The organism is Actinomadura sp. 9N215, from assembly GCF_044326345.1.
Lineage (GTDB): Bacteria > Actinomycetota > Actinomycetes > Streptosporangiales > Streptosporangiaceae > Spirillospora.
This window is the reverse complement of record NZ_JBIRBA010000008.1, coordinates 18,003-43,077: the sequence shown is the minus strand read 5'-3', so window position 1 is coordinate 43,077 and position 25,075 is coordinate 18,003. Positions and strand designations below refer to the sequence as shown.

Annotated in this window: 20 protein-coding genes; 8 read left to right on the top strand and 12 right to left on the bottom strand. The window is 71.2% G+C overall.

From position 1 onward, the window contains the following. From ACH34T_RS15435 to hflX, 3 genes are all read right to left on the bottom strand, one after another. A complete protein-coding gene (locus tag ACH34T_RS15435) occupies positions 1-843 on the bottom strand; it encodes a DegV family protein (RefSeq protein ID WP_395992788.1) in 843 nt (280 codons plus the stop codon). A 26-nt stretch (positions 844-869) separates the two neighbouring features. Next, a complete protein-coding gene (gene hutI, locus ACH34T_RS15430) occupies positions 870-2,084 on the bottom strand; it encodes an imidazolonepropionase (protein ID WP_395992787.1) in 1,215 nt (404 codons plus the stop codon). A 578-nt stretch (positions 2,085-2,662) separates the two neighbouring features. Continuing rightward, positions 2,663-4,105, bottom strand: a complete 1,443-nt coding sequence (gene hflX, locus ACH34T_RS15425; protein ID WP_395992786.1) for a GTPase HflX — start codon at positions 4,103-4,105, stop codon at positions 2,663-2,665. Positions 4,106-4,289: 184 nt separating this feature from the next. On the opposite strand from hflX, the gene aceB reads away from it, so the two are divergent. The 5 genes from aceB (at position 4,290) to ACH34T_RS15400 (ending at position 10,752) form a co-directional block, all read left to right on the top strand. After that, positions 4,290-5,897 (top strand): malate synthase A, encoded by a 1,608-nt coding sequence (gene aceB, locus ACH34T_RS15420; protein WP_395992785.1) that lies wholly within the window; start codon positions 4,290-4,292, stop codon positions 5,895-5,897. A 94-nt stretch (positions 5,898-5,991) separates the two neighbouring features. Next, positions 5,992-7,440: an FAD-linked oxidase C-terminal domain-containing protein gene (locus ACH34T_RS15415; RefSeq protein WP_395992784.1), complete on the top strand. Its 1,449-nt coding sequence runs from the start codon at positions 5,992-5,994 to the stop codon at positions 7,438-7,440. After that, on the top strand, positions 7,440-8,636 hold the full coding sequence (locus tag ACH34T_RS15410; protein WP_395992783.1) for an FAD-binding oxidoreductase: 1,197 nt from the start codon (positions 7,440-7,442) through the stop codon (positions 8,634-8,636). Before ACH34T_RS15415 ends, ACH34T_RS15410 begins: the two co-directional genes overlap by 1 nt. Continuing rightward, positions 8,637-9,923 carry a (Fe-S)-binding protein gene (locus ACH34T_RS15405; RefSeq protein ID WP_395992782.1) on the top strand — a complete coding sequence of 429 codons (1,287 nt, stop codon included), beginning with the start codon at positions 8,637-8,639 and terminating at the stop codon, positions 9,921-9,923. A 109-nt stretch (positions 9,924-10,032) separates the two neighbouring features. Beyond that, positions 10,033-10,752 (top strand): hypothetical protein, encoded by a 720-nt coding sequence (locus tag ACH34T_RS15400; protein ID WP_395992781.1) that lies wholly within the window; start codon positions 10,033-10,035, stop codon positions 10,750-10,752. Between the two features lie 10 nt (positions 10,753-10,762). Here ACH34T_RS15400 and ACH34T_RS15395 read toward each other — a convergent pair whose 3' ends face one another. The 5 genes from ACH34T_RS15395 to ACH34T_RS15375 all read right to left on the bottom strand — a co-directional run bounded on the left by ACH34T_RS15395 (position 10,763) and on the right by ACH34T_RS15375 (position 17,145). Further along, on the bottom strand, positions 10,763-12,118 hold the full coding sequence (locus ACH34T_RS15395) for an ABC transporter family substrate-binding protein (RefSeq protein ID WP_395992780.1): 1,356 nt from the start codon (positions 12,116-12,118) through the stop codon (positions 10,763-10,765). Positions 12,119-12,429: 311 nt separating this feature from the next. Beyond that, positions 12,430-14,262: a dipeptide ABC transporter ATP-binding protein gene (locus ACH34T_RS15390; protein ID WP_395992779.1), complete on the bottom strand. Its 1,833-nt coding sequence runs from the start codon at positions 14,260-14,262 to the stop codon at positions 12,430-12,432. Beyond that, positions 14,259-15,080, bottom strand: coding sequence for an ABC transporter permease (locus ACH34T_RS15385; protein WP_395992778.1), 822 nt, complete (start codon positions 15,078-15,080; stop codon positions 14,259-14,261). The genes ACH34T_RS15390 and ACH34T_RS15385 overlap by 4 nt, the downstream gene beginning before the upstream one ends. Continuing rightward, positions 15,077-16,063, bottom strand: a complete 987-nt coding sequence (locus ACH34T_RS15380) for an ABC transporter permease (RefSeq protein WP_395992777.1) — start codon at positions 16,061-16,063, stop codon at positions 15,077-15,079. The genes ACH34T_RS15385 and ACH34T_RS15380 overlap by 4 nt, the downstream gene beginning before the upstream one ends. Before the next feature lie 77 nt (positions 16,064-16,140). Beyond that, entirely contained in the window at positions 16,141-17,145 is a 1,005-nt protein-coding gene (locus tag ACH34T_RS15375) for a hypothetical protein (RefSeq protein WP_395992776.1), read from the bottom strand. Between the two features lie 103 nt (positions 17,146-17,248). Here ACH34T_RS15375 and ACH34T_RS15370 point away from each other — a divergent pair, with 103 nt between their 5' ends. Together ACH34T_RS15370 and ACH34T_RS15365 are read left to right on the top strand one after the other, a co-directional pair. After that, positions 17,249-17,860 carry a TetR/AcrR family transcriptional regulator gene (locus ACH34T_RS15370; protein WP_395992775.1) on the top strand — a complete coding sequence of 204 codons (612 nt, stop codon included), beginning with the start codon at positions 17,249-17,251 and terminating at the stop codon, positions 17,858-17,860. A 402-nt stretch (positions 17,861-18,262) separates the two neighbouring features. Next, positions 18,263-20,227: a sensor histidine kinase gene (locus tag ACH34T_RS15365; RefSeq protein ID WP_395992774.1), complete on the top strand. Its 1,965-nt coding sequence runs from the start codon at positions 18,263-18,265 to the stop codon at positions 20,225-20,227. A 309-nt stretch (positions 20,228-20,536) separates the two neighbouring features. Here ACH34T_RS15365 and dapF read toward each other — a convergent pair whose 3' ends face one another. Together dapF and miaA are read right to left on the bottom strand one after the other, a co-directional pair. Then, positions 20,537-21,412: a diaminopimelate epimerase gene (dapF, locus tag ACH34T_RS15360; RefSeq protein ID WP_395992773.1), complete on the bottom strand. Its 876-nt coding sequence runs from the start codon at positions 21,410-21,412 to the stop codon at positions 20,537-20,539. Positions 21,413-21,442: 30 nt separating this feature from the next. Further along, positions 21,443-22,333: a tRNA (adenosine(37)-N6)-dimethylallyltransferase MiaA gene (gene miaA / locus ACH34T_RS15355; protein ID WP_395993034.1), complete on the bottom strand. Its 891-nt coding sequence runs from the start codon at positions 22,331-22,333 to the stop codon at positions 21,443-21,445. 118 nt (positions 22,334-22,451) lie between these two features. On the opposite strand from miaA, the gene ACH34T_RS15350 reads away from it, so the two are divergent. Beyond that, entirely contained in the window at positions 22,452-22,700 is a 249-nt protein-coding gene (locus ACH34T_RS15350; protein WP_395992772.1) for an antitoxin, read from the top strand. Here the strand turns inward: ACH34T_RS15350 and ACH34T_RS15345 are convergent. Together ACH34T_RS15345 and miaB are read right to left on the bottom strand one after the other, a co-directional pair. Then, positions 22,688-23,422, bottom strand: coding sequence for a hypothetical protein (locus ACH34T_RS15345; protein WP_395992771.1), 735 nt, complete (start codon positions 23,420-23,422; stop codon positions 22,688-22,690). The genes ACH34T_RS15350 and ACH34T_RS15345 overlap by 13 nt on opposite strands. Positions 23,423-23,481: 59 nt before the next feature. Further along, positions 23,482-25,035: a tRNA (N6-isopentenyl adenosine(37)-C2)-methylthiotransferase MiaB gene (miaB, locus tag ACH34T_RS15340; RefSeq protein WP_395992770.1), complete on the bottom strand. Its 1,554-nt coding sequence runs from the start codon at positions 25,033-25,035 to the stop codon at positions 23,482-23,484. Positions 25,036-25,075: the final 40 nt, after the last annotated feature.

Sequence of the window (25,075 nt, the reverse complement as noted above, 5' to 3'; positions counted from 1 at the left end):
TCAGAGTTGGGGGGCCACGACGACGCCGAGCATGCCGGGGCCCGCGTGGGCGCCGATGACCGGGCCGACCTCGCCCACGCAGACGTCCTGGACATGCGGGATGCGTTCGCGGAGCCGAGTGGCGAGCGACTCGGCGCGGGCGGGGGCACCGAGGTGCTGGACGCCGAGGTCGACCTGCCGGTCGCCGGCCTCGATGACCGCCAGTTCCTCTAGCCGCGCCAGAGCGCGCGCGGACGTTCGGACCTTCTCCAGTGGTGCGATGCAGCCGTCCCTGATGTCGAGCAGGAGCTTCACCATGAGCGCGGATCCGAGAAGGGTGGCGGCGCCGATCCGTCCACCGCGCCGCAGATGTTCAAGGGTGTCGACGTACAGGAGCGACCGGGTGAGTTCGGCCCGGCGCGCGGCGGCGTCCGCGGCCTGTTCTCCCGTCCCGCCGGACAGGACGGTGGCCGCCGCGGAGAGGACGGCGAACCCGAGACCCATCCCGGTGGTTCCGCTGTCGACGACCCTTACGTGGACGGGTGCGTCACCGGCGGCGAGCCGTGCCGCCTCTACTGTCCCCGACATGGCGGCGGACAGATGGACGGAAACGACCTCCCGGGCACCCGCGTCGGCGGCGGCCTTGTAGGCGTCCGCGAACCGTCCTCTAGAGGGACGGGACGTGGTGACGGTGTGCCAGTCCTTCAGCGCCAGGGCCGCCTCGCCGGCGGTGACGTCATCCTCGTCTCGGTTCGCGCCGCCTACGGCGATCTGCAAGGGCACGACGATCAGCCCGTGCTGCTCGGCGAGACCCGGCGCAAAGTAGGCGGTCGAATCGGTGACGACCGCTACGGCGGTACCCATGGCGGGACGCTACCCGGCGCGGACGGTCAGGGCTGAACGGGTACGCCGCCGCGCCAGATCCGCAGGGCGCGGAGGCCGAACGCCCAGGCGAACGCGCCCTCGTGGTCGGCGTCCCACAAGACGATGTCGGCGAGCATGCCGGGCGCGAGGGATCCGCGGTCGCCGACGCGGAGGGCAGCGGCCCCGCCGAGGGTGGCGGCGCGCAGCGCCTCGGTGACGCTGAGGCCGAACATGGCGACGGACAGCCCGATGACGAGCGGCATGGACGTGATCCCGCACTGCCCGGGATTGTGGTCGGTGCCGAGCGCGACGGTCACGCCGCGGTCGAGCATCTGCCGGACGGGCGCGGGCGCGCGGCTGCTGTTGAGGGCGCTGCCGGGGCAGACGGTGGCGGTGACGCCGGCGTGCGAGAGGGCCTTGATGTCGTCGTCGTTGGCCTGGGTGAGCAGGTCGGCGGACGCGCAGCCGACCTCGGCGGCGACCTGTGCCGCGCCGACGCGCTCGTTGGCGCAGGCGTGCATGCGGGCCTTCAGCCCGGCGCGCTTGCCGGTGAGCAGGAGCGCGCGGGCCTCTTCGGCGGTGAAGTGGCCTTCGTCGCAGTAGACGTCGATCGAGTCGGCGCCGGCCACGGCGGCGTCGCCCGCCCACAGGCGGACGGCCTCGATGTAGTCGCGGCGGCGTCCGAAGAACTCGGGCGGCAGGATGTGCGCGGCGAGGAACGTCGCGTGGATGCGCGGCATGGACGGCTCGCCCTCCAGCGACCGCAGCATGCGGATGTCGGCGAGTTCGCCGTCGCGGGTGAGGTGGTAGCCGGTCTTGGCCTCGACGGTGGTGGTTCCGGCGAGGATCCACTGGCGGAGCCGTTCGCGGACGCCGTTGCAGAGCGTCCATGGGTCGGTGCCCCGGGTGACGGTCACGGTGGAGTTGACGCCGCCGCCCGCCGCGGTGATGGCGGAGTGGGACGAACCGCTGGTGCGCATCGCGAGCTCGGCCCACCGGTTGCCCGCGTAGACGGGGTGGGAGTGCGCGTCGATGAGCCCTGGCGTGACCAGGCCGCCGCCGAGGTTCTCCACGTGGTCGACGTCGACGATGTCGTCGATGATGCCGGGGACGCGCTGCGGCAGGTCGGACGCGGGCCCGGCCCAGACGATGCGGTCGTCGTGGATGAGCACGGCCGCGTTGCTGCAGACGTCGGTGCCCGTCCAGAGCCTGCCGATGTTCGTCAACAGCCGTACGGTCATAGGGTCACCGACCTGGGTGGGGCATGGCGCGCTTCAGCGCGGTACCGGGCACCGTGTGGCGATGGTGCGGGCCGCCTGCCCTCGTGCGCGCCGCCCTCGTTCCAAAGGTCGGACCTGCCTTGCCTGTGTGGCGGGCCACTAGCTCTCGATCTCGCGCTGGACCTGTCATGCGTGGGCCACCTGCTCTCGTCCGAAACGCCGACTGGATGCCGGCGACTCACCGTCGGTGGGTCGGGTGGTCGGGCGACCACCACTGGCAACGAGACCGGAGATATCGGTTTCGTCACGGTAGTGCACTGAAGGCCCGCCCGACAACCTCTGATCGCAGCGCATCGACAGCCATCACCCCGCCCCTTAGCTCTACGACCGTACGGATTCCAAGCAGGCCGTCAAGCCGATTGGGGAAGCTGTCACCGTTCGGCGACCAGGATGAACCCGAGGCCTGTTTCCAGACGCGTCCGAACATCGTCCCGAGTAGGCCCGAAACCCCGAGCGCCCGCCCGGAACCCTCCCGGCCTCCTCATCTGCGGACGCCCCGCCGGGCCTTGGAAGGCCCGGCGGGGCGTCCGAAGAGGGCGTCAGGCTGTCGGCGCCACGGTTTCGTAGCGGGACAGCTCCGCGGCGAGGTCCACCGGCATCCTGGCGTGCAGCTGGGTGCCCTCGGCCAGGTGCTCCTGCTTGAGCACCTCGCCGCGCTCGTGCACCCGCGCGACGAGGTCGCCGCGGTCGTACGGCACCACGACGTGCAGTTCGCTCTCCAGCCCTGGCAGGTCGGCCTCGATGGCCGCGCGCAGGTCGTCGATGCCGAACCCGGTGCGGGCGGACACGACGACGCTGTGCGGCTCCCGGCGCTGGAGCCGGGCGATGGCGAGGTCGTCGGCGGCGTCGGCCTTGTTGATCACGACGATCTCGGGGATCTCGGCGGCGTCGATCTCGCGCAGCACCTCCCGGACGGCGTCGAGCTGCGCCTCGGGGGCCGGGTCCGAACCGTCCACGACGTGCAGGATCAGCCCGGCGTCCGTGACCTCCTCCAGCGTCGAGCGGAACGCCTCGACGAGCTGGTGCGGCAGGTGCCGGACGAACCCGACGGTGTCGGCGAGGGTGTAGGCGCGGCCGCCGGGCGTCTCGGCGCGCCTGACGGTCGGGTCGAGGGTGGCGAACAGCGCGTTCTCCACCAGCACCCCGGCGCCGGTGAGCCGGTTGAGCAGGGACGACTTGCCCGCGTTGGTGTAGCCGGCGATGGCGACGGCGGGCACCGCGTGGCGGCGCCGCTCGCCGCGCTTGGTGTCGCGCGACTTGGACATCTCGGCGATCTGCCGGCGCAGCTTGGCCATCCGGGTGCGGATCCGCCGCCGGTCCAGCTCGATCTTGGTCTCGCCCGGCCCGCGGCCGCCGATGCCGACGCCGCCCGCGGCGCGCCCGCCGACCTGCCGGGACAGGTTGCCGCCCCAGCCGCGCAGCCGCGGCAGCAGGTAGTCGAGCTGCGCGAGCTCGACCTGCGCCTTGCCCTCGCGGCTCTTGGCGTGCTGGGCGAAGATGTCCAGGATCAGCGCGGTCCGGTCGATCACCTTGACCTGGACGGTCTCCTCCAGGTGCCGCAGTTGGCTCGGGGCCAGCTCGCCGTCGCAGATGACGGTGTCGGCACCGGTGGCGATCACTATGTCGCGCAGCTCCGCGGCCTTGCCGGAGCCGATGTAGGTGGCCGGGTCGGGGCGGTGCCGCCGCTGGACGAGGCCCTCCAGCACCTCGGAGCCCGCGGTCTCGGCGAGGAGCGCAAGCTCGCGCATGGAGTTCTCGGCGGCCTCGGCGGTGCCGTCCGTCCACACGCCGACGAGGACGACCCGCTCCAGGCGGAGCGCGCGGTACTCGACTTCGGTGACGTCGGTCAGCTCGGTGGACAGGCCCGCGATGCGGCGCAGTGCCCGGCGGTCCTCAAGGTCGAGTTCGCCCGTCAGGGGCTCGTACTCGGCCGCGTCCGGAGTCTCGGGCTCGGTCTGGTCTGCAGAGAAAGGTTGAGTCATATGTCCTCTGTGCAACGCCGCCGTGCGGCTGTGTCTTCCCACGATCGTCTCACGCACCGTCCCCGGTGGTCACGCGGTTATCCCCGCCGTCTGAGGAGAGCACCGCTTTGACCGGGCTCGGCGTCGCCGAGTACCGTTCTCCACAGAACAGAAGTGGAATTTCACGATACGAAAGGGCAGGCAGATGGCTGGACTTGACGGCATCGAGGTCACCGGACCCCTCGGCGATCGGTACGAGGAAATCCTGACCCCGGAGGCGCTCGGCCTGCTCGCCGCCCTGCAGCGCGAGTTCGGCGCGCGGCGCGCGGAGCTGCTGGCGGCCCGCGCGGAGCGTCAGCGCGGGCTCTCCGCGGGCGGCACCCTCGACTTCCTGCCCGAGACCGCGAGCGTCCGGGAGGACGGCGCCTGGCGTGTCGCCGACCCGGCCCCCGGCCTGGAGGACCGCCGCGTCGAGATCACCGGCCCGACGGACCGGAAGATGACGATCAACGCGCTGAACTCCGGCGCCAAGGTGTGGCTGGCCGACTTCGAGGACGCCAACACCCCGCTCTGGGACAACATGATCGAGGGGCAGCTCAACCTGCGCGACGCCCTCGACCGCACCATCGACTTCACCGACGAGAAGAGCGGCAAGTCCTACGCGCTCGAAGACGACGCCGAACTCGCGACCATCGTCGTCCGGCCGCGTGGCTGGCACATGGACGAGAAGCACCTGCTCGTCGACGGCGAGCCCATATCCGGGTCGCTTTTCGACTTCGGCCTGTACTTCTTCCACAGCGCCCGCAGGCAGCTCGCCAAGGGCAAGGGCCCGTACTTCTACCTGCCGAAGATGGAGAGCCATCTTGAGGCGCGGCTCTGGAACGACGCGTTCAACCTCGCCCAGGACGCCCTGGACGTCCCGCGCGGCACGATCCGCGCGACCGTCCTGATCGAGACGATCCCGGCCGCGTTCGAGATGGAGGAGATCCTCTACGAGCTGCGCGACCACTCCGCCGGGCTGAACGCCGGCCGCTGGGACTACCTGTTCTCCGTGATCAAGAAGTTCCGGGACCGGGGCGCCGAGTTCATCCTCCCCGAGCGGAACGCGATCACAATGACCGCGCCGTTCATGCGGGCCTACACCGAGCTGCTCGTCCGGACGTGCCACAAGCGCGGCGCGCACGCGATCGGCGGGATGGCGGCGTTCATCCCGTCCCGCCGCGACGAGGAGGTCAACAAGGTCGCGCTGGAGAAGGTCAGGGCGGACAAGACCCGCGAGTCCGGCGACGGCTTCGACGGCTCCTGGGTCGCGCACCCCGACCTCGTCCCCGTCTGCCGGGAGGTGTTCGACGGCGTCCTCGGCGACCGGCCGAACCAGCGCGAGCGGCTGCGCGAGGACGTCCGCGTCTCCGCCGCCGACCTCCTCAACATCAAGGCCACGCCCGGCGACATCACCGAGGCGGGCCTGCGCAACAACATCGACGTGGCGCTGCGCTACCTCGCGACCTGGCTGGACGGCGCCGGCGCGGTCGCGATCCACAACCTGATGGAGGACGCCGCGACCGCCGAGATCTCCCGCTCCCAGGTGTGGCAGTGGATCTACAACGGCGTCGAGACCGCCGAGGGCAGGAAGATCACGAAGGAGTGGGTCGGGGAGCTTCTGGACGAGGAACTCGCAAAGATCAGGGAGGAGCTGGGGCAGGCGTACAACGAGCCCCGCTACGGCCAGGCCGTGGCCCTCTTCAAGGACGTCACCCTCGCCGACGAGTACTCCGAGTTCCTCACCACCCCCGCCTACCAGCGGTTCCCTTGATCGGAGACGCCGCGGCCCGCCGGTCCCTCCGGCGGGCCGCTCGCGTGGAAGACCGATCTTGCGGGGTTCGCGGGAGCGGAGGATCGTGGGAGTGATGGAAGCGTTGCTGGACGTGCTCGCGACCCGGCTGGACGGGCTGCTCGGAAGCGATCGGGTGATCACCGACCCGGTTCGGGTGCGCACGTATGAGTGCGACGGGCTGACCAACCACCGGTCGACGCCCGCGATCGTCGTGCTGCCCGACACCGCCGAGCAGGTCGCCGCGATCGTCCGCGAGTGCGCGGCGGCCGGGGTGCCGTACGTGGCGCGCGGCTCCGGGACGGGCCTGTCCGGCGGGGCGCTCCCCCGCGCGGACGGCGTGCTGATCGTCACGTCGCGGATGCGCCGGATCCTGGAGATCGACATTCCGGGGCAGCGGGCCGTCGTGGAGCCCGGGGTGATCAACCTGGACGTGACGCGGGCCGTCCGCCCGTACGGGTACTACTTCGCGCCCGACCCGTCCAGCCAGCAGATCTGCTCGGTCGGCGGGAACGTGGCGGAGAACTCCGGCGGGGCGCACTGCCTGAAGTACGGGTTCACCGCGCATCACGTGCTGGCCTGCGAGGTCGTCGCGCCGGACGGCGAGATCGTCGAGCTGGCGGCGGACGGTCCGGGCTACGACCTGCTGGGCGTGTTCGTCGGGGCCGAGGGCACGCTCGGCATCACCACCAAGATCACCGTGCGGCTGACGCGGGTGCCGGAGACGGTGCAGACGCTGCTGGCGGCGTTCGGGTCGATCGAGGCGGGCGGCGGCGCGGTGTCGGCGATCATCGGCGCGGGCGTCGTCCCGGCGGCGATCGAGATGATGGACGCGCTGTCGATCGAGGCGGCGGAGGCGGCGGTGCGCTGCGAGTACCCGCCGGGCGCGGGCGCGGTGCTGATCGTGGAGCTGGACGGCCCCGAGGCCGAGGTGGCCGCGCAGTTCGCCGAGGTGGAGCGGCTGTGCCGGGACGCGGGCGCGTTCGAGATCCGCATCGCGGCCGACGACGAGGAGCGGGCGCTGATCTGGAAGGGGCGCAAGTCGGCGTTCGCCGCGGTCGGCCGGATCAGCCCGGCCTACATCGTCCAGGACGGCGTGATCCCGCGGACGTCGCTGCCGCAGGTGCTGGCGAGCATCGACGCGCTGTCGGCGGAGTCGGGTGTGCGGGTCGCGAACGTGTTCCACGCGGGCGACGGCAACCTGCACCCGCTGGTGCTGTTCGACGACGCGGAGCCCGGCGCGGAGGAGCGCGCGGAGGCGGTGTCGGGCGCGATCCTCGATCTGTGCATCGAGCACGGCGGTTCCATCACGGGCGAGCACGGCGTCGGCGTGGACAAGTCGCGGTACATGCCGCGCATGTTCACCGACACCGATCTGGACACGATGCAGATGGTCCGCTGCGGCTTCGATCCCGATGGGCTGTGCAATCCGGGCAAGGTGTTCCCCACGCCGCGCCTGTGCGGCGAGGTGCCGGGAGTGCGCAGGGGCGCCCACCCGTACGAGGGAAAGGCGGACCTTTTCTGATGCGGCCCCTGGACGCTCTGGCGAAGGTCTGCGGCGATGTACGGCCCGGTGAGCCCGCTGAGGGCGTGCTCGGTGTGGAGCCCGCTCTGGTCGCCGCGCCGGAGAACGTGACCGAGGCCGCCGATGTCATGCGTGTGGCCGCCGAGAACGGGTTGGCGGTCGTCCCGCGTGGTGCCGAAACCCGCCTGGACTGGGGCGCGCCCCCGGAACGCTGCGATTTGCTGGTCGACACTCATCGCCTGGACGGTCTCGTCGAACACGCCGCAGGCGACCTTGTGGCGAAGGTGCAGGCGGGGCTGCCGATGGAGCGGCTCGCCGAGCACCTTGCAGAACGCGGTCAGCGGCTCGCGCTCGACGTCCCCCTGCCCGGTTCTACTGTCGGCGGCACGATCGCTACGGGCGCGGCGGGTCCGCTTCGTTCGCTGTACGGGACGCCCCGCAACCTGGTCATCGGGCTGACGATCGTCCGGGCGGACGGTCAGATAGCGCGTTCCGGCGGGAAGGTCGTCAAGAACGTCGCCGGGTACGACCTTGGACGGCTCTTCTCCGGCTCGTTCGGAACGCTCGGGCTCATCGTGGACGCCACATTCCGGCTGCATCCCGTGCCCGAAGCCACGGCCTACGTGGTCTGCGCTGTGAACGGCCCTGAGGATGCGCATGACGCCGTCCAGACCGTCCTTCACTGTGCGGTGGCGCCGAGTGCGGTGGAGTACATCGGCCCAGGGACGGTCGCGGTCCTGCTGGAGGGCGTCCCGGACGGTGTCGCCGCGCGCGCTCGGCAGACCGCAGACCTCCTCGGTGAGAACGCCGAGATCACGGAGACCGCACCGGACGGCTGGGGCCAGTACCCCGACGGCACCACGCTGATCGAAATCAGCGCCCCACCGCCCGCCCTCCGCGACCTCCTCACCCTGCTCAGCAGGGATATCGCCGTAACCTGGAGTGGTAGCGGGCACGGCCACGTGGGTCTGCCCGCAGAGTCCACACCGGACGAGGTAGCCGACGTCCTAGGACGCCTAAGGAACACGCTGGGCCGACACCACGGCGGTGCCGTCGTCCGCTACACACCGGAAGAGATACGCGACGAGATCGACCTGTGGGGGCCGGTTCCGGCGCTCGCGCTGATGCGGCGTGTGAAGGACCAGTTCGACCCGGATCACCGGCTGTCCCCGGGCCGTTTCGCGGGAGGAATCTGAATGAGCGCCGAGGACGACCTCCCAAATCTGCTGAGCGACTGCGTGCACTGCGGGTTCTGCCTCCCGACGTGCCCGACGTACGTCCTGTGGGGCGAGGAGATGGACTCGCCCAGAGGCCGCATCCACCTCATGCAGCAGCACGCGGACGGAACTCCGCTCAGCGACCCGATGGTGGAGCACTTCGACCGCTGCCTGGGCTGCATGGCTTGCGTGACGTCCTGCCCGTCCGGCGTGCAGTACGACCGGCTCATCGAGATGACCCGCGCCGACGTCGAACGCGAGCATCCACGGTCGTTGAAGGAACGTGCCATACGGGAGATGGTCTTCCAACTGTTCCCGTATAGGCGGCGGCTGCGCGCTCTACGCGGACCTTTGCGCGCTTACCAGAAATCGGGTCTGGAACGGCTCGTCCGCCGCAGCGGCCTCCTGGAACGCATCTCGCCGTCCATCGCCGCGATGGAACGCCTCGCCCCGCCCCTGGGCAAGGCGCCGAGCCTGCCCGAACGGGTCGCGGCGCGCGGTGAGCGCCGAGCCACGGTCGGGATGCTGACCGGCTGCGTGCAGGCCGAGTTCTTCCCGGGGGTCAACACGGCCACGGCCCGCGTCCTGGCGCTGGAGGGCTGCGACGTCGTCATCCCCCGCGACCAGGGCTGTTGCGGTGCGCTCTCCATGCACTCCGGCCGCGAGGACGAGGCCCGAGCCTTCGCCCGCCGCACGATCCGGATGTTCGAGGCCGTCGACGTCATCGTCGTCAACTCCGCGGGCTGCGGGTCGGCGATGAAGGAGTACCGGGCGCTGCTCGCCGACGACCCCGCCTGGGCGGGACGGGCGGACGCGCTGTCCGCCAAGACCCGCGATTTCGCGGAGTTCCTCGCGGCTCTCGGGCCCCGGGCGAAGCGCGAACCCGTCCCGGTCACCGTCGCCTACCACGACGCGTGCCACCTGGCCCACGCGCAGGGCATCCGCAGCCAGCCCCGTGCGCTGCTCGCGGCGATCCCCGAACTGACCGTCCACGAGATCGCCGAGCCGGACATCTGCTGCGGCTCCGCGGGCACCTACAACCTGTTCCAGCCGGAGGCCGCCGCGGAGCTCGGCGACCGCAAGGCGGTGAACGTGGACGCCACCAGGGCCGAACTACTGGTCGCCGCCAACCCCGGCTGCTCCATGCAGATCGCCACCGCGCTGCGGCGGCGCGGCGCGGGCATCGCCGTCGCGCACACCGCGCAGGTGCTGGACGCCTCCCTGCGGGGACTCGGTCGCGACGCCCTCGTCGCGCGCGATTCGTAGGCCCCTGACCTGGGACATCACCGATCCGGTCGTCCGGTATCCTGGCCGACTGCTTGAGAGAGGACGCGCTTACTGAGCCTGGAGTGGGCCCGAGGGAGCACGCAGAATCATGTCCACCAGCTATCGACCGCACCGTTCACACCGCCGGAGAAAGAAGAGCACCGCGGGGAGGATCGGGCTCGCCGGGGCCCTTACCGGAGCCGTCGGGATCGCCGCCGTGGCCGCCGGGATCGTCTTCCTCCGGCCTGGTTCGGACTCCGGCGAGGACCCTGCCCGGCAGACGTCCGTCAGCCAGGGCGTCGCGAGTACACGCGGACCGTCCGTGCCTGCCCCGAAGGCCGGTCCACCGATCGACTTCACGACACCGGAGGGCTACGGCTACAGCCTCGCCGCCGTCAAGGCAGGCACGGACAGGCAGCCGCTAGGCGCCACTGAGGCGCCGCCGTCCGGGACGACGTACGCCTACGCCGACTACATCCTCACCAACAGCCAGCGGCGGCCCGTGCTGCTGGACTATCCCGCCGATCTGTTCATGCCCAAGGCGCAGGTCCCGTCGTCCCTGCGTGAGCGGTGCATGCCGCAGCCCGGCATCCCCGACGACATGTGCACGCTCCCCAACCACAGCAAGATCACCGCTCGGGTCGGCGCGGCGAAGGCGCCCGTCGACGAGAACGGCAGCACGATGATCCCGGCGGGCGGCTCGTACGTGGTGCGGATCGCCACCGAACTCCCGGTCAACGACGACCTCTCCGCCGACGACCTGCGGCTGTACGTGTGGAACGCGCGGTTCACCAACGACCGCAAGGGGATCCAGCTCGCGTTCCCCTGAGGGCCGGGGCCTACCGAGGGCTGGTGAACCCGATGTCCTGGTAGGCGGGCTCGAAGAAGCCGCAAGCGCCCACGTTGGCCAAGCCCGCGCGGACGGCGACGAGCTGGGGACGCTGGTACAGCGGCAAGACCGACGCCTGGCGCCAGATGAGCCGGTCGGTTCTGTTCACAAGGACGTGAATTCTCGCCGGGTCGACCTCTGCGATGGCGCGATCCATGGCGGTGTCGATGGCCGCCGTTCCGATGCGGGAGTAATTCTGCTGGACGCGGCCGCCGTCCGGTCGCGCGAAGACCGACTGCATCGGCGACACAGGGAATGACGTGCCCAGCCAGGAGAACGGGACGATATCGAAGTTCCCGGGCGCGACGTACCGGTCGAAGGCGTCGTCGGCGGGCACGGGCACGATGTCCACTTGGACGCCGATGCGTTCGAGCAGGGCGCGGGTCAGTTCCCCTTCCCGCTTGCTGATCGGAACTCCGGACGGGACGACGAAGCGCAAGGTGAGCTTCCGTCCTGCCTTGGTCCGGTATTCACCGTGGAGCGTCCAGCCTGCCTCGTCCAGGAGTTCTCTGGCGCGGGCCGGGTCGTACCTCCCGAGGTCTCCTGAGTTGTCTTGGTAGCCGTCTTGGGTGTTGACGTAGAAATGGTTGCCCAGCGTCTGGACGGGCACCCCGAGGCCGGACAGGTCGGCTCTGGCGATAACACGCCGGTCGATGCCGAGCATGACGGCCCGGCGCACCCGCACGTCGGACAGGACAGGCCCGGCGGCATTGAGCGTAAAATGCCGCCAGTCGGGCCCGCCCGCACGGCGTACGGCGGCCTCAGGAACGCCCTGGACGCGTTTCAGCGCGCCCGCGTCAAGGCCGATGTCCATGAGGTCGATCTCGTCGTTGGCGAACGCGCCGGGCATCGCGCTGGTGTCCATGGCGCGGTAGACGATGCGGTCGAGTTTCGCCGGTGAACCCCACCAGGCGGGGTTGCGGGCAATGGTGACGGTCTTGGCCGTCCGGTCGATCCTCTGAAATGTGAAAGGCCCGGACGTGACGGGCAAGCGGTTCACCCAGCCGGTGTTGAACGCGCGTGGCGTGGCGTAGGCGGTGGCAGGGTAGAGCGGGCTGAACAGGCTGCGCCAGTCTGCGTACGGCCTGTCGAAAGTCACCTTGACGGTGTGCTCGCTGGTGTCTTGTTCGATGAGCTTGATACGGCGGTAGCCCGTGACGGTGGAGACCTCGTAGCGCGTGTCCCGTCCAGAGAGCGCGCGGGCCTGCGCTACGAAGTCGGCGTATCCGATGGGACGGCCGTCCGACCACTTCGCCCGTGGGTTGAGCCGATAGGTGACGGTCTGGCCGTGCTTCGTGCGCCTCACCCTCGCCGATCGGAGGAATTCGGGGACGGGACGCGGAACGGCTTTCTCGTCCGCCCGCATCAGATACGGCAAGACACCCTGAATGACGTGCTCCACTGCCCCTTTGGTGCCGTTGACATGGTTGAAATTCCACTGGGATGGAAATTCCGGCAGCGGCCAGCGCAGCGTTCCACCGTCAAGGACGCGATCACGCGGAGTCGGATTGACATCGGACGCTGGGAGCCGCCCAGACGCCGCACGGGTAGAAGGCTCCCCCGGCCCGCTGCAACCACCCACGGCCAGCAGCGCGACGCCGACGATTATGCGTTTCATTATCCGACCCTGGCTTCGACAAGAGGATGGTGGCAGGCGACCGACTGATCGGCGTCCTCCCCAGACCACAGCGGGCGCGACACCGGGTCGCGTTCCTCGCACAGGCGTCCGTCAACGGCGCTCAGTGTGGTGTAGCGCGGACACCGGGAACGGAAGCGGCATCCAATGGGCGGCGACAAGGAATCGGGTGGCTCCCCATGCAGAAGCACGCGTGGACGACGCCGTTCCAGCACCGGGTCCGGCAACGGCACAGCGTCGAGCAACGCACGCGTGTACGGATGGGCCGGGGCACCGTAGACGGCACTCACCGAACCGATCTCCACAATGCGGCCCGTGCACATAACGGCCACCCGGTCTGCGATGCGGTGGACGGCGGCCAAGTCGTGAGCCACGAACAGATAGGCCAGGCCGAGCCGATCGCGCAGTCGCTCCAAGAGGGCCATGACATCGGCCTGAGCAGAAACGTCCAGGGCCGCTACAGGCTCGTCCAAGAGCATTAGGCGCGGCTGCAGGGCCAACGCTCTGGCGATTCCCACACGCTGCGCCTCCCCGCCAGAGAGGGCGTAGGGAAATCGGCGGGCATGGCCTGGTTCCAATCCCACCAACTCCAGCAGTTCTTCAACACGCCCACCGACCCTGGACGACGCCGCACCGTGCGTGGTCAGCGGTTCGGCAAGGATGGCGGCCACACGCATCCGCGGATCAAGCGACGCGCACGGGTCCTGGAACACGACCTGGACATCCCGCCGCAGAGCCTTGCGGCGGGCGGCACCCAGCGCCGCCGTATCGTGTCCGAAGACGGCGATGCGTCCCCTCTGCGGGCGTGACAGCCGCAGGATCTCCATGAGGGTCGTGGTCTTGCCGCACCCCGATTCCCCCACGAGCGCGAGGGTTTCGCCTTCCCGAACGTCAAACTCGATTCCGTCCACGGCCCGCACCACCCCAGCCCTGCGGCGCGTCAACGAGCCCTTGTAGAGCGGATGGTGGCGGACCAATCCCTCCACCTCCAGCACAGCGGGACGCCTAGAACGCTCAACCACCGCCCCAGGGCCAGACGACTCTCCGATACGCGGAACCGACCGCAGCAACGCGGCCGTGTAGGGCGTGACCGGCCGCCGATAGATCTGGCCCACCAGCCCTTGTTCCACGGCACGGCCCGCTTGCATCACCATCACCCGGTCGGCGAATCCGGCGATGACGCCCATGTCATGGCTGATCAGCACGATCGCGGCGCCGGTGGTCTCCTTGGCGAGCCGCAGCACGTCCAGCACCTGCGCCTGGACGGTCACGTCCAGCGCGGTCGTCGGCTCGTCCGCGACGATGGCGACCGGGTCGTTGGCGATCGCCATGGCGATCATCACGCGCTGCCGCATCCCGCCGGACAGCTCGTGCGGGTACGCGCGCGCCCGCCGGGCCGCCCCCGGCATACCGACGAGATCCAGCAGCTCGACGGCCCGCGCACGCGCCGCCGCGCGCGTGGCCCGCGAGTGGATCAGGACGGTCTCCGCGATCTGGTCGCCGACCGTGTGGACGGGAGTGAGCGCCGACAGCGGATCCTGGAAGATCATCGACAGGTCGTTGCCGCGTATCCGGGAGAGCTCGGCGTCCGGCCGTCCGATCAGCTCCGCACCGCGCAGCCGCACCGACCCCGCCACACGAGCGTCCTCCGGCAGGAGCCCCATCAGCGCGAGCGCGAGCGCGGTCTTCCCCGAGCCCGATTCGCCGACGATCCCGAGCACCTCACCCGTTTCGACGGTGAAGCTCACTCCGCACACAGCGCACACGTCCGGCGCGTAGCAAACCGCCAGATCCTTAACCTCCAGGACGTTCAACGAGCACCTTCCGAGGCGGGATCGAGGACGTCCCGCAGCCCGTCGCCCAGCAGGTTCACCGCCAGCACGATGACGACCAGCAGTCCGGCGGCGAACCCGAACGGCCACGGGCACGCGGCCGCCGCCCCCTGACCGTCGGCGATCAGCGTGCCGAGCGACACGTCCGGCGGGCGGACGCCGAGCCCCAGATACGACAGCCCGCCCTCCGCGACGATCGCGACGCTCACGTTGAGGCCCGCGTCCACGACGAGCAGCGACGCGAGCTGCGGCAGCACATGCCGGACGATCACGCGCGGCGCGCCGACACCGAGGAACCGGGCGGCCAGCACATACTCCCGGCCGCGCAGCGAAGCGGTCATGGCCCGCACCGTCCGCGCCGTGATCATCCACATGAACGCGGCGAGCAGCGGCACGAGGACGGGCGCGCCGCCGTCCAGGCGAGGGGCCAGCAGGACGACGATCAGGAACGGCGGCAGGACCAGCAGCAAGTCGACGCCCCACATCAGGGCCCGGTCGAGACGTCCACCCGCGTACCCGGCCACGGTCCCCACAACGGCGGCGACGCCGGTGGAGATCACGGCGACCGCGAGGCCGATGAGCAGCGACGTCCGCGCTCCGCGCAGGGTGACGGCGAAGACGTCCCGCCCGCTCTGCGTCGTGCCGAGCCAGTGCCCCGCGGACGGCCCCGCGCCGAAGGCCGCGAAATCCGTCTCGTCCCACCTCCACGGCGACACGAGCGGCCCGGCCGACACCAGCAGGACCAACAGCGTGAGCAGGACGAGCCCGGCGGCACTCCGCCGGTTTCGCAGCACGATCACGCCGCGGCCCGGACGCGCGGGTCGAGGACGCCGTGCAGTACGTCCGAGACCAGCCTGGCCAGCACGACCCCGCACACCGCGACGCAGCCGATCGCGGCGACCGCGTTGACGTCGCCGCGCGCGGCGGAGTCGACGAGCCACTCCCCGATCCCGTGCCAGCCGAAGATCTTCTCGACGAAGACGCCGCCGAGGAGCAGCAGGCCGATCGTGTAGGCGAAGTACGTCGTCAACGGCGTCACGGCCGTGCGCAGCCCGTGCCGCAGGAGCGCGCTACGCCGCCGCAGGCCTCTGGCCCGGGCCGTCCGCACGTAGTCGGCGTGCAGGACGTCCAGCATCAAGGCGCGCTGGTAGCGGCAGTAGAGGCCGAATTGAGCGAGGGCGATCGTGACCGTCGGCAGAAGCAAATGCCTGGCCCGGTCAGCAAGCCCGCCAAGCGCCCCATAGGACGCACCAGGCGTGGACTCCCCGACCCACGCGAAGACCCGCACACCCACTACGCCGTTCACCTTGCTCGCAGCGATCTGGAGAAGCACCGCCAGGACGAACACCGGCACGGCCAACAGCAGACACGACCCGACACTGATGAACCGGTCGGCAACCCGTCCGCGACGTACCGCCGCGTAAGCGCCGAGAAGAACGCCCAGGACGCTCCCTGAGACCGCACCCAGGAGCAGCAGCCGCAGGCTCACCCCGACCCGTCGCCACAGCTCGGCGTTGACCGCTTCGCCGTCCCACGTGCGGCCGAAGTCACCGTGGACGACGCCCTCCGCCCAGACCAGGTACCGGTCGGTCAGAGGGGTGCGGTCGTTGAGGTTGAGTGCGCTGAGCCGGGCGTCGATGACGACCTCGGGTGGACGGGGCGCACGCCCTTCCAGGTTGGCACGCGGATCGAGCGCCACGGCGGCGAGCACATACGCGAGGCTCGTTGCCAGTACGGCCAGGACCAGCTGGCTCGCCAGCCGCCGCAGCAGGAACGCCGCCATGTCTTCCCTTCGGGCCGCCCAGAAGAATCACAGAATGCTACTGAGCGATCACACACCGCGTGGGAAAACGGCAGATGTCAGGCCATGGCGGGTTCGCGGTCCGGTGCGGTCTCGTCACGGGCGCGCCCGCGCAGGTCACCGACCGCCAGAAGGACGAACCCGGCGACAGCCCACGCGGCCAGGACGGCCACCGGTCCGGCGGCGTTCGCGCCGTCGAAGAACGCCGCCGACCGCAGCAGCGTCACCGCGGCCCCCGGCGGAAGGAGCTGGCCGATGTCGCCCCACGGTTGCGGAAGCAGCTCCGGGGCCGAGGTTGCGGCCGAAAGCGGATTGCCGAGCAGCAGCAGCGTGAGCGTGCCGACGCCGATCCCGGCCCGTCCGACGGCGGCGGCCAGGCCGACGACCGTGCCGGTCACGGCCAGGATGGACAGCGACATCACGCCGGCGACCGTGAGGTACGAACCGGGCAGCAGGGACAGCCAGCCCTGCGCGATCCCCGCGACGCCGAGCCCGCCCAGGAGCGCGAACAGGACCACGCCCGCGGCGCGCCACGCGGCCGCGCGGATCGCGAACGTCAGCAGCACCGAGGCGGCGAGCCCGGACATGATCAGCGGAAGCGCGAGCGCGCCGAACCCGGCCCCGCGCGGGTCGTCGGAGTCGGCGGCGACGACGTCCTCGACCGGCTGCCCGGCCGCACCCTGCCCGGGCGTGGGCGCACCTGCGGGCTGGGTGAGCCGCTGCGCCAGGGCGGCGAGTTGCTGGGCGACGACCGGCGAGGCGGCGGAGGCCGTGAGCACCTTCGGCCCGGACGCCGTCGCGACGACGGCGCCGTACGCCTCCCGGTCGGCGAGCGCGGTGCGCGCGGCGGTCTCGTCCCGTTCCGTCCGGACGTCGAACGCGCCGGGCCGTTCGCGGTCCAGGCGCTCCGCGACGGCGGCGGCCTGCGGGCCCGCCACGACGATCGGGACGTCGCGCGGCTCCGTCCGCGCGGCCGGCCAGGAGAACGCGGTGATCATGATGAGCTGCAGCAGCGCCGCGCCGACGGCGATGCCGACGGTGCGCACGGCGAGGGAGGACCGCATGGACGGCTCCTAAAACGAATGTCCGTTCTCTTATTTCTCCGGCCAGCGTCGCATCCGCCTTCCGGGCTTGTCAAGAAACGAACGTTCGTTTTAAATTGATCGCATGCCGCGAGTCAGCGAGGAGCACCTCGAACGCCGCCGCCGCCAGATCCTGGACGCGGCCCGCACCTGCTTCATCCGCAAGGGCATCCACGCGACGTCCATGCAGGACATCTTCGCGGAGGCCGGGCTCTCGGCGGGCGCCGTCTACCGCTACTACAAGAGCAAGAACGAGATCATCGAGGCCAACATCTCGACGGTCGTCGGCGACCTCCACGCCTTCTTCCGCGGCCTCGCCGACGGCGACCCGCTGCTGCCCGTGGACGAGATGATCGAGCGGCTCGCGTCCAAGATCGTCACGCTGTCCGGCGAGAACGGCCCGATCCGGCTCGCCCTCGACGCGTGGGCGCTCGCCATGCACGACCCGGAGATCGCCGCGCACATCGCCGGCACCATCACCGGCATCCGCGAGACCTGGACGCACTACCTGCGCCGGCTGGCCGGTGCCGGACATCTCCCGCCCGGCACCGACGTCGTGGCCGCGGGCAAGGTCATGTTCGCGATCCTGCCCGGGTTCGTCCTGCAGCGGCTCATCCTGAAGGACGTCTCGCCCGCGGAGCTGCGGCGCGGATTGCGGGCGGTCATCAGCGGCAGCATGTTGACTGAGACGGTCTGACCCGGACGCGGCCGGGGCCGCGAGGACGGGAATCCCCGCCAGGGGCGTCCGAATCATCCCTATTCGGCCGCCCGGATACACCCGTCCGGAGGCCGGCGGCAACGGCGATCCGGAACCCGCCCGGGTGGGATCCCAAAGCCGCCGCCTGCGCCGTGCCCGCCTGACACGGCCGAAACGGCGCTCGGAACGGCGTCCGGAACCACCGAACGGGCGACCCTGACCTGCGCCTTCCGTTCTCACCACCGGATTCCGCGGTTACCATCACGGCACGCGCCCGTGAACCGCGACGGGCCCCACTCCCGACCGGCCCCCGCCCCGGTGTCCTGAGGCGGACGCACCGACGACTGCAGGACCAGGAGCAGGACGTTTTAACATTCCATTACTTTTGGCCACGAGGAGCGCATGGTGGAGACGGCAGAACACGACCGCGGAGCGGGCCGTGTCGCGTTCGCGCTCGCGCTCGCCGCCGTCCTCATCGTCGGCGCGTCCCTCTACATCGGCACCCTGCTGCCCGCCGGGCGGCGGATGGTCTGGTGGCATCCGGAAATTCTCGTCGCGCTGGCCTGGACTCCGGTCGGCGCGGTCCTGCTCCGGCACCGGCGCGGGCTGACGGTCGCCTGGCTCATGCTCGGCTCCGGGTTCAGCGCCTCGCTGTACGTCCTGTCGCTCAATCTGGCCCCGTGGTTCGCGCTCCACGACTGGACCGGAACGGGGTTCCTCAAGTGGCTCGCCACCTGGCTCTGGGCCATTGACACCTACGCCCTTACGCTCGTCCTGCCGCTGATCTTCCCGGACGGACGGCTGGTCTCGCGCTGGTTCCGGCCCGTGCTCGTCCTCGCCTGCCTCGTCCCCGTCATCGTGTGCGTCCACCTGACCATCGACCCGGACGTGCGCCGCTGGCACAACGGCGTCTCGGTCTACCCGTTCGACGAGATCCCCGTGGCCATCACCGCGGTCATCGTCGCCACCCTCGCCGCCGCCCTGTTCTCGCTGGCGGTGCGGTTCGTCCAGGCGCCGCCGGACGTCCGGCGGCAGATCGTCTGGGTCGTGTACCCGGGCCTGATCGCCGAGGGGATCATCTACGCCGGCGAGAACGGCCCGATCGGGGACCCGGTGCGCAACCTCACGATCGTCGCCGTCCCGATCTGCGTCGCCATCGCGATCACCCGGTTCCGGCTCTACGATATCGATCTCGTGGTCAGCCGGACGCTCGTGTACGCGGGGCTCGTCGTCGTGATCACCGGTGTCTATTTCGCGCTCGTCGGCGGTGCGAGCCTGCTCGCGCACGGCGAGGGCACCATCGCCGGGCTGGCCGGCGCGATCGTCGCGGGCGCGGTGTTCGAGCCCGTCCGGCGGCGCCTGCAGCGCACGGTGGACGGCTTCATCCACGGCGAACGCGACCCGTACCGCATCGCCGACCGGCTCAACCGGCGGCTGCAGACCGCCGCCGACGCGGCCGCCGCGCTCGCCGCCGCCGCCGAGGTGGCGCGCTCGGCCCTGCACGCCACCGGCGTCGCGATCGAGGTCCTGGACCGCGACGGCCGGACGATCTCCGCCGAGGACGGCGTGCTCGGCGGCCGTCCGCAGCTCATCCCGCTCGTCTGGCACGGGGAGCCGGTGGGCCGGCTGCTGTTCGGCGTCACCCGCACGCCGGACGCCCGCCTGTCCGGCATCCTCGCCCGCAACCTCGCCGAGCTGGCGAACGCGGTGCGGCTGGCCGCGGACGTCCAGCGGTCCCGCGAGCACATCCTGCGCACGCGCGAGGAGGAGCGGCGGCGGCTGCGCCGCGACCTGCACGACGGGCTCGGCCCGACGCTGGCGAGCCTCGCGATGACCGTCGACGCCGCGCGCATCACGCTGAAGACCGACCCGCAGGCGGTCGACCCGCTGCTGGAGAACCTGCGCGCGACGATGGGCCGCACCATCGGCGACATCCGCGACCTGGTGTACGGGCTGCGTCCGCCCGCGCTGGACGATCTGGGCCTGGAGGGCGCGATCCAGGCGCTCGGCGGCGTCGTCGCCACCGGCGACGGCCCGAAGGTGGACGTCCAGGTGGACGGCGACCTGAAGGGCCTGCCGGCGGCCGCCGAGGTGGCCGCCTACCGGATCGTGCAGGAGGCGCTCACCAACGTGCACCGGCACGCCAAGGCGGGGTCCGCGGTGGTCCGGCTGCATCTGAACGGCGATCTGCACGTCACCGTCGACGACGACGGGGTGGGGTTGCCCACGCAGGTGCGTTCCGGGATCGGGATGTCGTCCATGCGGGAACGTGCGGTGGAACTCGGTGGATCGTGCACCGTCGGGCCCGGCCCCCAGGGCGGGACGCTCGTCCGCGCCAGACTCCCCGTCAACGGCGCTCATCCGTAGGCGCGCCACACAAATCCGTAGACGCGCCACACAGACCGGGAAAACGCTCTAGAAAACCCTCACCGCTGCCCTGCGCCTGACCGTCACCCGGTGGGAGGGCCGGTGACCGCCCCCCGCCAAGAAGGTCGCCACCGGCCCTCGGGCTCCGTACGGCACCGGGGCTCCCATCCCAGTCCGTACGGGCCATTCACCAGAGGGTGTGCAAGAAAGAAGTTATGCGGCGGAAGGTCCCGTTGGTGAGGGACACTTGTCCCGTTTGAGCCGGGACGGCGTCGGACTGCGTTCACCCCAGGTGGGAAGGGGATCGCGTCAGATCCAGCCGGGCCGCGTCTCGCCCTCGGCGACCAGGACCGCCGGACCAGTCAGGCGGGCGGCCTGCCCCTCGAACGCGACGTTGACCCGTCCTCCGGGAACGTCCACCGTCCAGTCAGACGACTCGGGCGGGCCGATCGTTCCCCGATCCGCGGCCGACCCCGCGAACGCCGCGAACGCCCCAGCCGACGCCACGCTTGCCGCTGCGGCCGCTGCGACGGCGACCGTCCCGGTCCCGCAGGAGCGGGTCTCGCCGGAGCCGCGCTCGTACACCCGCATCTCCACGTGCCGGTCTCCGACGACGCGGAAGAACTCGACGTTCACGCCGTCGGGGAAGACGGCGGGGTCGAAGCCGGGGGCGCGCGACAGGTCCAGCGCCGCGACCGGGCCGTCGACGCGGCACGCCAGGTGCGGGTTCCCCACGGAGACGCGCTCACCCTGGAACACCGTCCCGTCCAGGGACGCCTCGCCGGGGCCGAGGCAGCGGGCCGGCCCCATCTCGGCGCTCACATCCCCGGACGGGCCCAGCGTCACGCGCCGCAGACCCGCCCGGGTCGCCACGTCCCACTCGCCGGGCGCGGCTAGGCCGGAGTCGACCAGATAGCGGGCGAAGACGCGGAGCCCGTTGCCGCACATCTCGGCGACGCTCCCGTCGGAGTTGCGATAGTCCATGAACCATTCGGCGTCTCCGGACAACTCCACATCGGGCCCCGCGACCTTCGTCCGGACGACCCGCAGGACGCCGTCGGCGCCGATCCCCGCGCGCCGGTCGCACAGCCGCGCCACGGCGTCCGGGGTGAGGTCCAGGACGCCGTCCGGGTCGGGCAGGATGACGAAGTCGTTCTCGGTGCCGTGTCCCTTGACGAACCGCATCCTTCGATCATATGGCCCCGCGCCGATCTCTCAGCCGACCAGGGCGAGCGCGCGTTCGACGAGGTCAGAGGCGTCGTACGGAAGCCACTGGACGCGCGGGTCGCGGCGGAACCAGGACTCCTGGCGGCGGGCGAAACGCCGCGTCGTCCGGACGGTCTCCTCCTCCGCCTCCTCCTCCGTCCACTCCCCCGCCAGGAACCGGAGGACCTGCGCGTAGCCGAGGGCGCGTCCGGCGGTGCGGCCGTCGCGCAGGCCCCGCTTCTCCAGCTCCCGGACCTCGTCGACCAGGCCCGCGTCCCACATCCGCCGCACTCGCAGGGCGATGCGCTCGTCCAGCGCGTCGCGGGGGACGCTCAGCCCGATCTGGACGACGGAGTCGTACCGGTACCGGTGCTCGGGCAGGGTCGCGCTGAACGGACGGCCGGAGATCTCGATGACCTCCAGCGCCCGGACGATGCGGCGGCCGTTGCTCGGCAGGATCGCCTCCGCCGCGGCCGGGTCGAGCCCGCGCAGCCGCTCGTGCAGCGCACCGGGCCCAGCCTCCGCCAGTTCGTCCTCCAGGCGCGCCCGGACGGCCGGGTCCGTCCCCGGGAACTCCAGCTGGTCGAGCGCCGCCCGCACGTACAGGCCGGACCCGCCGACGAGCACCGGCGGCCGCCCCCGCTCCCGGATTCCCGCGATCGCGTCGGCGCTGAGCCGCTGGTACTCGGCGACGCTCGCCGTCACGGTCACGTCCCAGACGTCCAGCAGGTGGTGGGGGACGCCGCGCATCTCGTCCGGGGAGAGTTTGGCCGTGCCGACGTCCATGCCGCGGTAGAGCTGCATCGAGTCGGCGTTGACCGCCTCGCCGCCGAGCCGCAGGGCCAGCTCCACGGCGAGGTCGGACTTGCCGACGGCCGTCGCGCCCACGACGGCGATCACATCTGGTGAGGTCACAGGCTTAATTGTGGCAACAGAACGGGTATAGCCGGGTTGTACGGGTGTCGCGCGGAATCGCGCGCCGCCGCCGACGAGACGAGGGATCCGGGGGGATTTTCCAATGTCCATCGTCGACAAGGTCAAGCAGATGCTCGGGCAGCACCCCGACAAGGCCCGCGAGGGCACGGAGAAGGCCGGGGACAAGTTCGACGAGCACACGGGCGGCAAGTATTCCGACAAGGTCGACACGGCCCAGGACAAGGCCGGCGAGTACATCGACCGCGGCGGCGAAGGCGGCCAGGGCGGCGCCGGCGGCCCCGGCGGCCAGGACGAGCCGGGCGGCCAGCAGGGCGGCGGTCAGCCATCCTGACCCGCACGTGACCAGCCCGCCACGAAGTAGCCCACTCCGTACGGCGCCTCGTCGGCGAGGAGTCGCCCCGTGAACCGGCCCGCGCCGCCTTCATCGGCGCCGGCGCCCGCGCCCGACGCGCCGGCGAGCACCTGCCACGCCGCGCGCCCTGCCGCCTGGACCTCCAGGGACAGCCCCGGGTCCAGCGCGGCCAGGGCGGCGGCGGCGGCGTCTCCGAGCGCCCGCGCCACCGCGCCGTCGTAGGGGCCCGCACGCTCGTCGAGGTATCCGGGCGCCTTCTCCGAGCGGCACGCCGACCCGTCGCCCATCACCAGCAGCGCGACCCGTCCGGCGGACTCGGCGAGCTCGCGTCCGAGGGCCAGGCATTCCGCCGGCGAAGCACCGAACGCGACCGACAGGTAGCGCGCGGCCGCGCCGGTTTTGTGCTGGTCGAGGAGCCAGCGTCCGACGGTGAGGGAGAGCGGGAGCGCCTCCGCGCCGTTGTCGGGGTCGTCAGGGCTCGTCCAGGCGAGGCCGTACGGCTGGAGCGTCGCGTAGGCGTCCGGTCCGTAGGAGCGCGTCTCAGGCGCCCCGCCCACCACGATCAGCGCGTCCCCGCCCAGCAGCGGCCGGACGGCCTCGTCGCACGCGGCGCGCAGCGCGTCGAGCTCCGGCGCCGCCTCCCCCGCCATCGCGGGCACGAGGATGGGCGGATGCGGGCACACCGCGGCCGATACGAGCACGCTGCCTCCTGGAACCGGACGACGACGGGGAACACCCCCGATCATGCCGGAGCCGGAGTTCAGGAGTGCGCGGAGCAGCCCGTCACGGGCGCGTCGGCCCCGGACGAGGAGGCCGCCGGACGTCCGATGGACGGCATTCCCAGCGAAACGCCCTTCGGCGCCTCACCGTGCCCCTGGCGCGCCTCCCACGCGGCGCCGGCGCGCGTCCGGCGGACGTCCAGCACCGGCTTGTCGGCGACCAGGTGGTGCGGCGCGGCGTAGGTGACCTCGACGGTCACCGTGTCGCCTGGCCGGACGGGCTCGTCCGGCGCACCGAAGTGCACCAGCCGGTTGTCGCGGGCGCGGCCCGACAGGCGGCGCGTCGCCCGGTCCTTGCGGCCCTCGCCCTCGGCGACCAGGACCTCCAGGGTGCGGCCGAGCTGCCTCTTGTTCTCCGCCCACGAGATCTCCTCCTGGACGGCGACGAGCCGCTCGTACCGCTCCTGGACGACCTCCTTCGGCAGCTGGCCGTCCATGGTCGCGGCCGGGGTGCCGGGACGCTTGGAGTACTGGAACGTGAACGCCGACGCGAACCGCGCCTCCCGCACCACGTGCAGCGTCTCCTCGAAGTCGGCGTCGGTCTCGCCGGGGAAGCCCACGATGATGTCGGTGGTGATCGCCGCGTCCGGGATCGCGGCCCGGACCTTCTCGATGATGCCGAGGTAGCGCTCCTGCCGGTACGAGCGTCGCATCGCGCGCAGCACCGCGTCCGACCCGGACTGCAACGGCATGTGCAGCGACGGCATCACGTTCGGCGTCTCGGCCATGGCGGCGATGACGTCGTCGGTGAAGTCCTTGGGGTGCGGCGAGGTGAACCTGACCCGCTCCAGCCCCTCGACGCCCCCGCACGCCCGCAGCAGCCCCGCGAAAGCGGACTGCCCGCCGGACGTCATCGACCGCACCTCGTCCGGAGCGTCTCCCAACGCGCCGAACCCCGAGCCGTAGGCGTTGACGTTCTGGCCGAGCAGCGTGATCTCCAGGACGCCGTCGGCGACGAGCGCCCCGACCTCCGCGAGGACCTCGCCGGGACGGCGGTCCCGCTCCTTGCCGCGCAGCGACGGGACGATGCAGAACGTGCACGTGTTGTTGCACCCGACGGAGATCGACACCCACGCCGCGTACGGGGACTCCCGGCGCGTCGGCAGCGTCGACGGGAACGTCACCAGGGACTCTTCGATCTCGACCTGCGCCTCGTCCTGGACGCGGGCCCGCTCCAGCAGCGTGGGCAGCGAACCGATGTTGTGGGTGCCGAACACCACGTCCACCCAGGGGGCGCGCTTGACGATGGCGTCGCGGTCCTTCTGCGCGAGGCAGCCGCCGACGGCGATCTGCATCCCGGGACGGCCGTCCTTGACGGGCCGCAGATGCCCCAGGTTGCCGTACAGCCGGTTGTCGGCGTTCTCCCGCACCGCGCACGTGTTGAACACGACCACGTCGGGTTCGGCGTCCCCGGCGCGCACGTACCCGGCCGACTCAAGGAGCCCGGACAGCCGCTCCGAGTCGTGGACGTTCATCTGGCACCCGTAAGTGCGTATCTCATACGTACGGGCAGCCGTCTCCATTGGCGCACTCATGACGGTTACCAAGGGTACGGGCCTGACGCGACATCACGGA

Coding starts and splice junctions, on each gene's coding strand:
- aceB (WP_395992785.1), top strand. CDS start 4,290: ATGGCTGGACTTGACGGCATCGAGGTCACCGGACCCCTCGGCGATCGG.
- ACH34T_RS15405 (WP_395992782.1), top strand. CDS start 8,637: ATGAGCGCCGAGGACGACCTCCCAAATCTGCTGAGCGACTGCGTGCAC.
- ACH34T_RS15410 (WP_395992783.1), top strand. CDS start 7,440: ATGCGGCCCCTGGACGCTCTGGCGAAGGTCTGCGGCGATGTACGGCCC.
- hutI (WP_395992787.1), bottom strand. CDS start 2,084: ATGACCGTACGGCTGTTGACGAACATCGGCAGGCTCTGGACGGGCACC.
- ACH34T_RS15435 (WP_395992788.1), bottom strand. CDS start 843: ATGGGTACCGCCGTAGCGGTCGTCACCGATTCGACCGCCTACTTTGCG.
- hflX (WP_395992786.1), bottom strand. CDS start 4,105: ATGACTCAACCTTTCTCTGCAGACCAGACCGAGCCCGAGACTCCGGAC.
- dapF (WP_395992773.1), bottom strand. CDS start 21,412: ATGCGGTTCGTCAAGGGACACGGCACCGAGAACGACTTCGTCATCCTG.
- ACH34T_RS15380 (WP_395992777.1), bottom strand. CDS start 16,063: ATGGCGGCGTTCCTGCTGCGGCGGCTGGCGAGCCAGCTGGTCCTGGCC.
- ACH34T_RS15415 (WP_395992784.1), top strand. CDS start 5,992: ATGGAAGCGTTGCTGGACGTGCTCGCGACCCGGCTGGACGGGCTGCTC.
- ACH34T_RS15350 (WP_395992772.1), top strand. CDS start 22,452: ATGTCCATCGTCGACAAGGTCAAGCAGATGCTCGGGCAGCACCCCGAC.
- ACH34T_RS15400 (WP_395992781.1), top strand. CDS start 10,033: ATGTCCACCAGCTATCGACCGCACCGTTCACACCGCCGGAGAAAGAAG.
- ACH34T_RS15370 (WP_395992775.1), top strand. CDS start 17,249: ATGCCGCGAGTCAGCGAGGAGCACCTCGAACGCCGCCGCCGCCAGATC.
- ACH34T_RS15375 (WP_395992776.1), bottom strand. CDS start 17,145: ATGCGGTCCTCCCTCGCCGTGCGCACCGTCGGCATCGCCGTCGGCGCG.
- ACH34T_RS15365 (WP_395992774.1), top strand. CDS start 18,263: ATGGTGGAGACGGCAGAACACGACCGCGGAGCGGGCCGTGTCGCGTTC.
- miaB (WP_395992770.1), bottom strand. CDS start 25,035: ATGAGTGCGCCAATGGAGACGGCTGCCCGTACGTATGAGATACGCACT.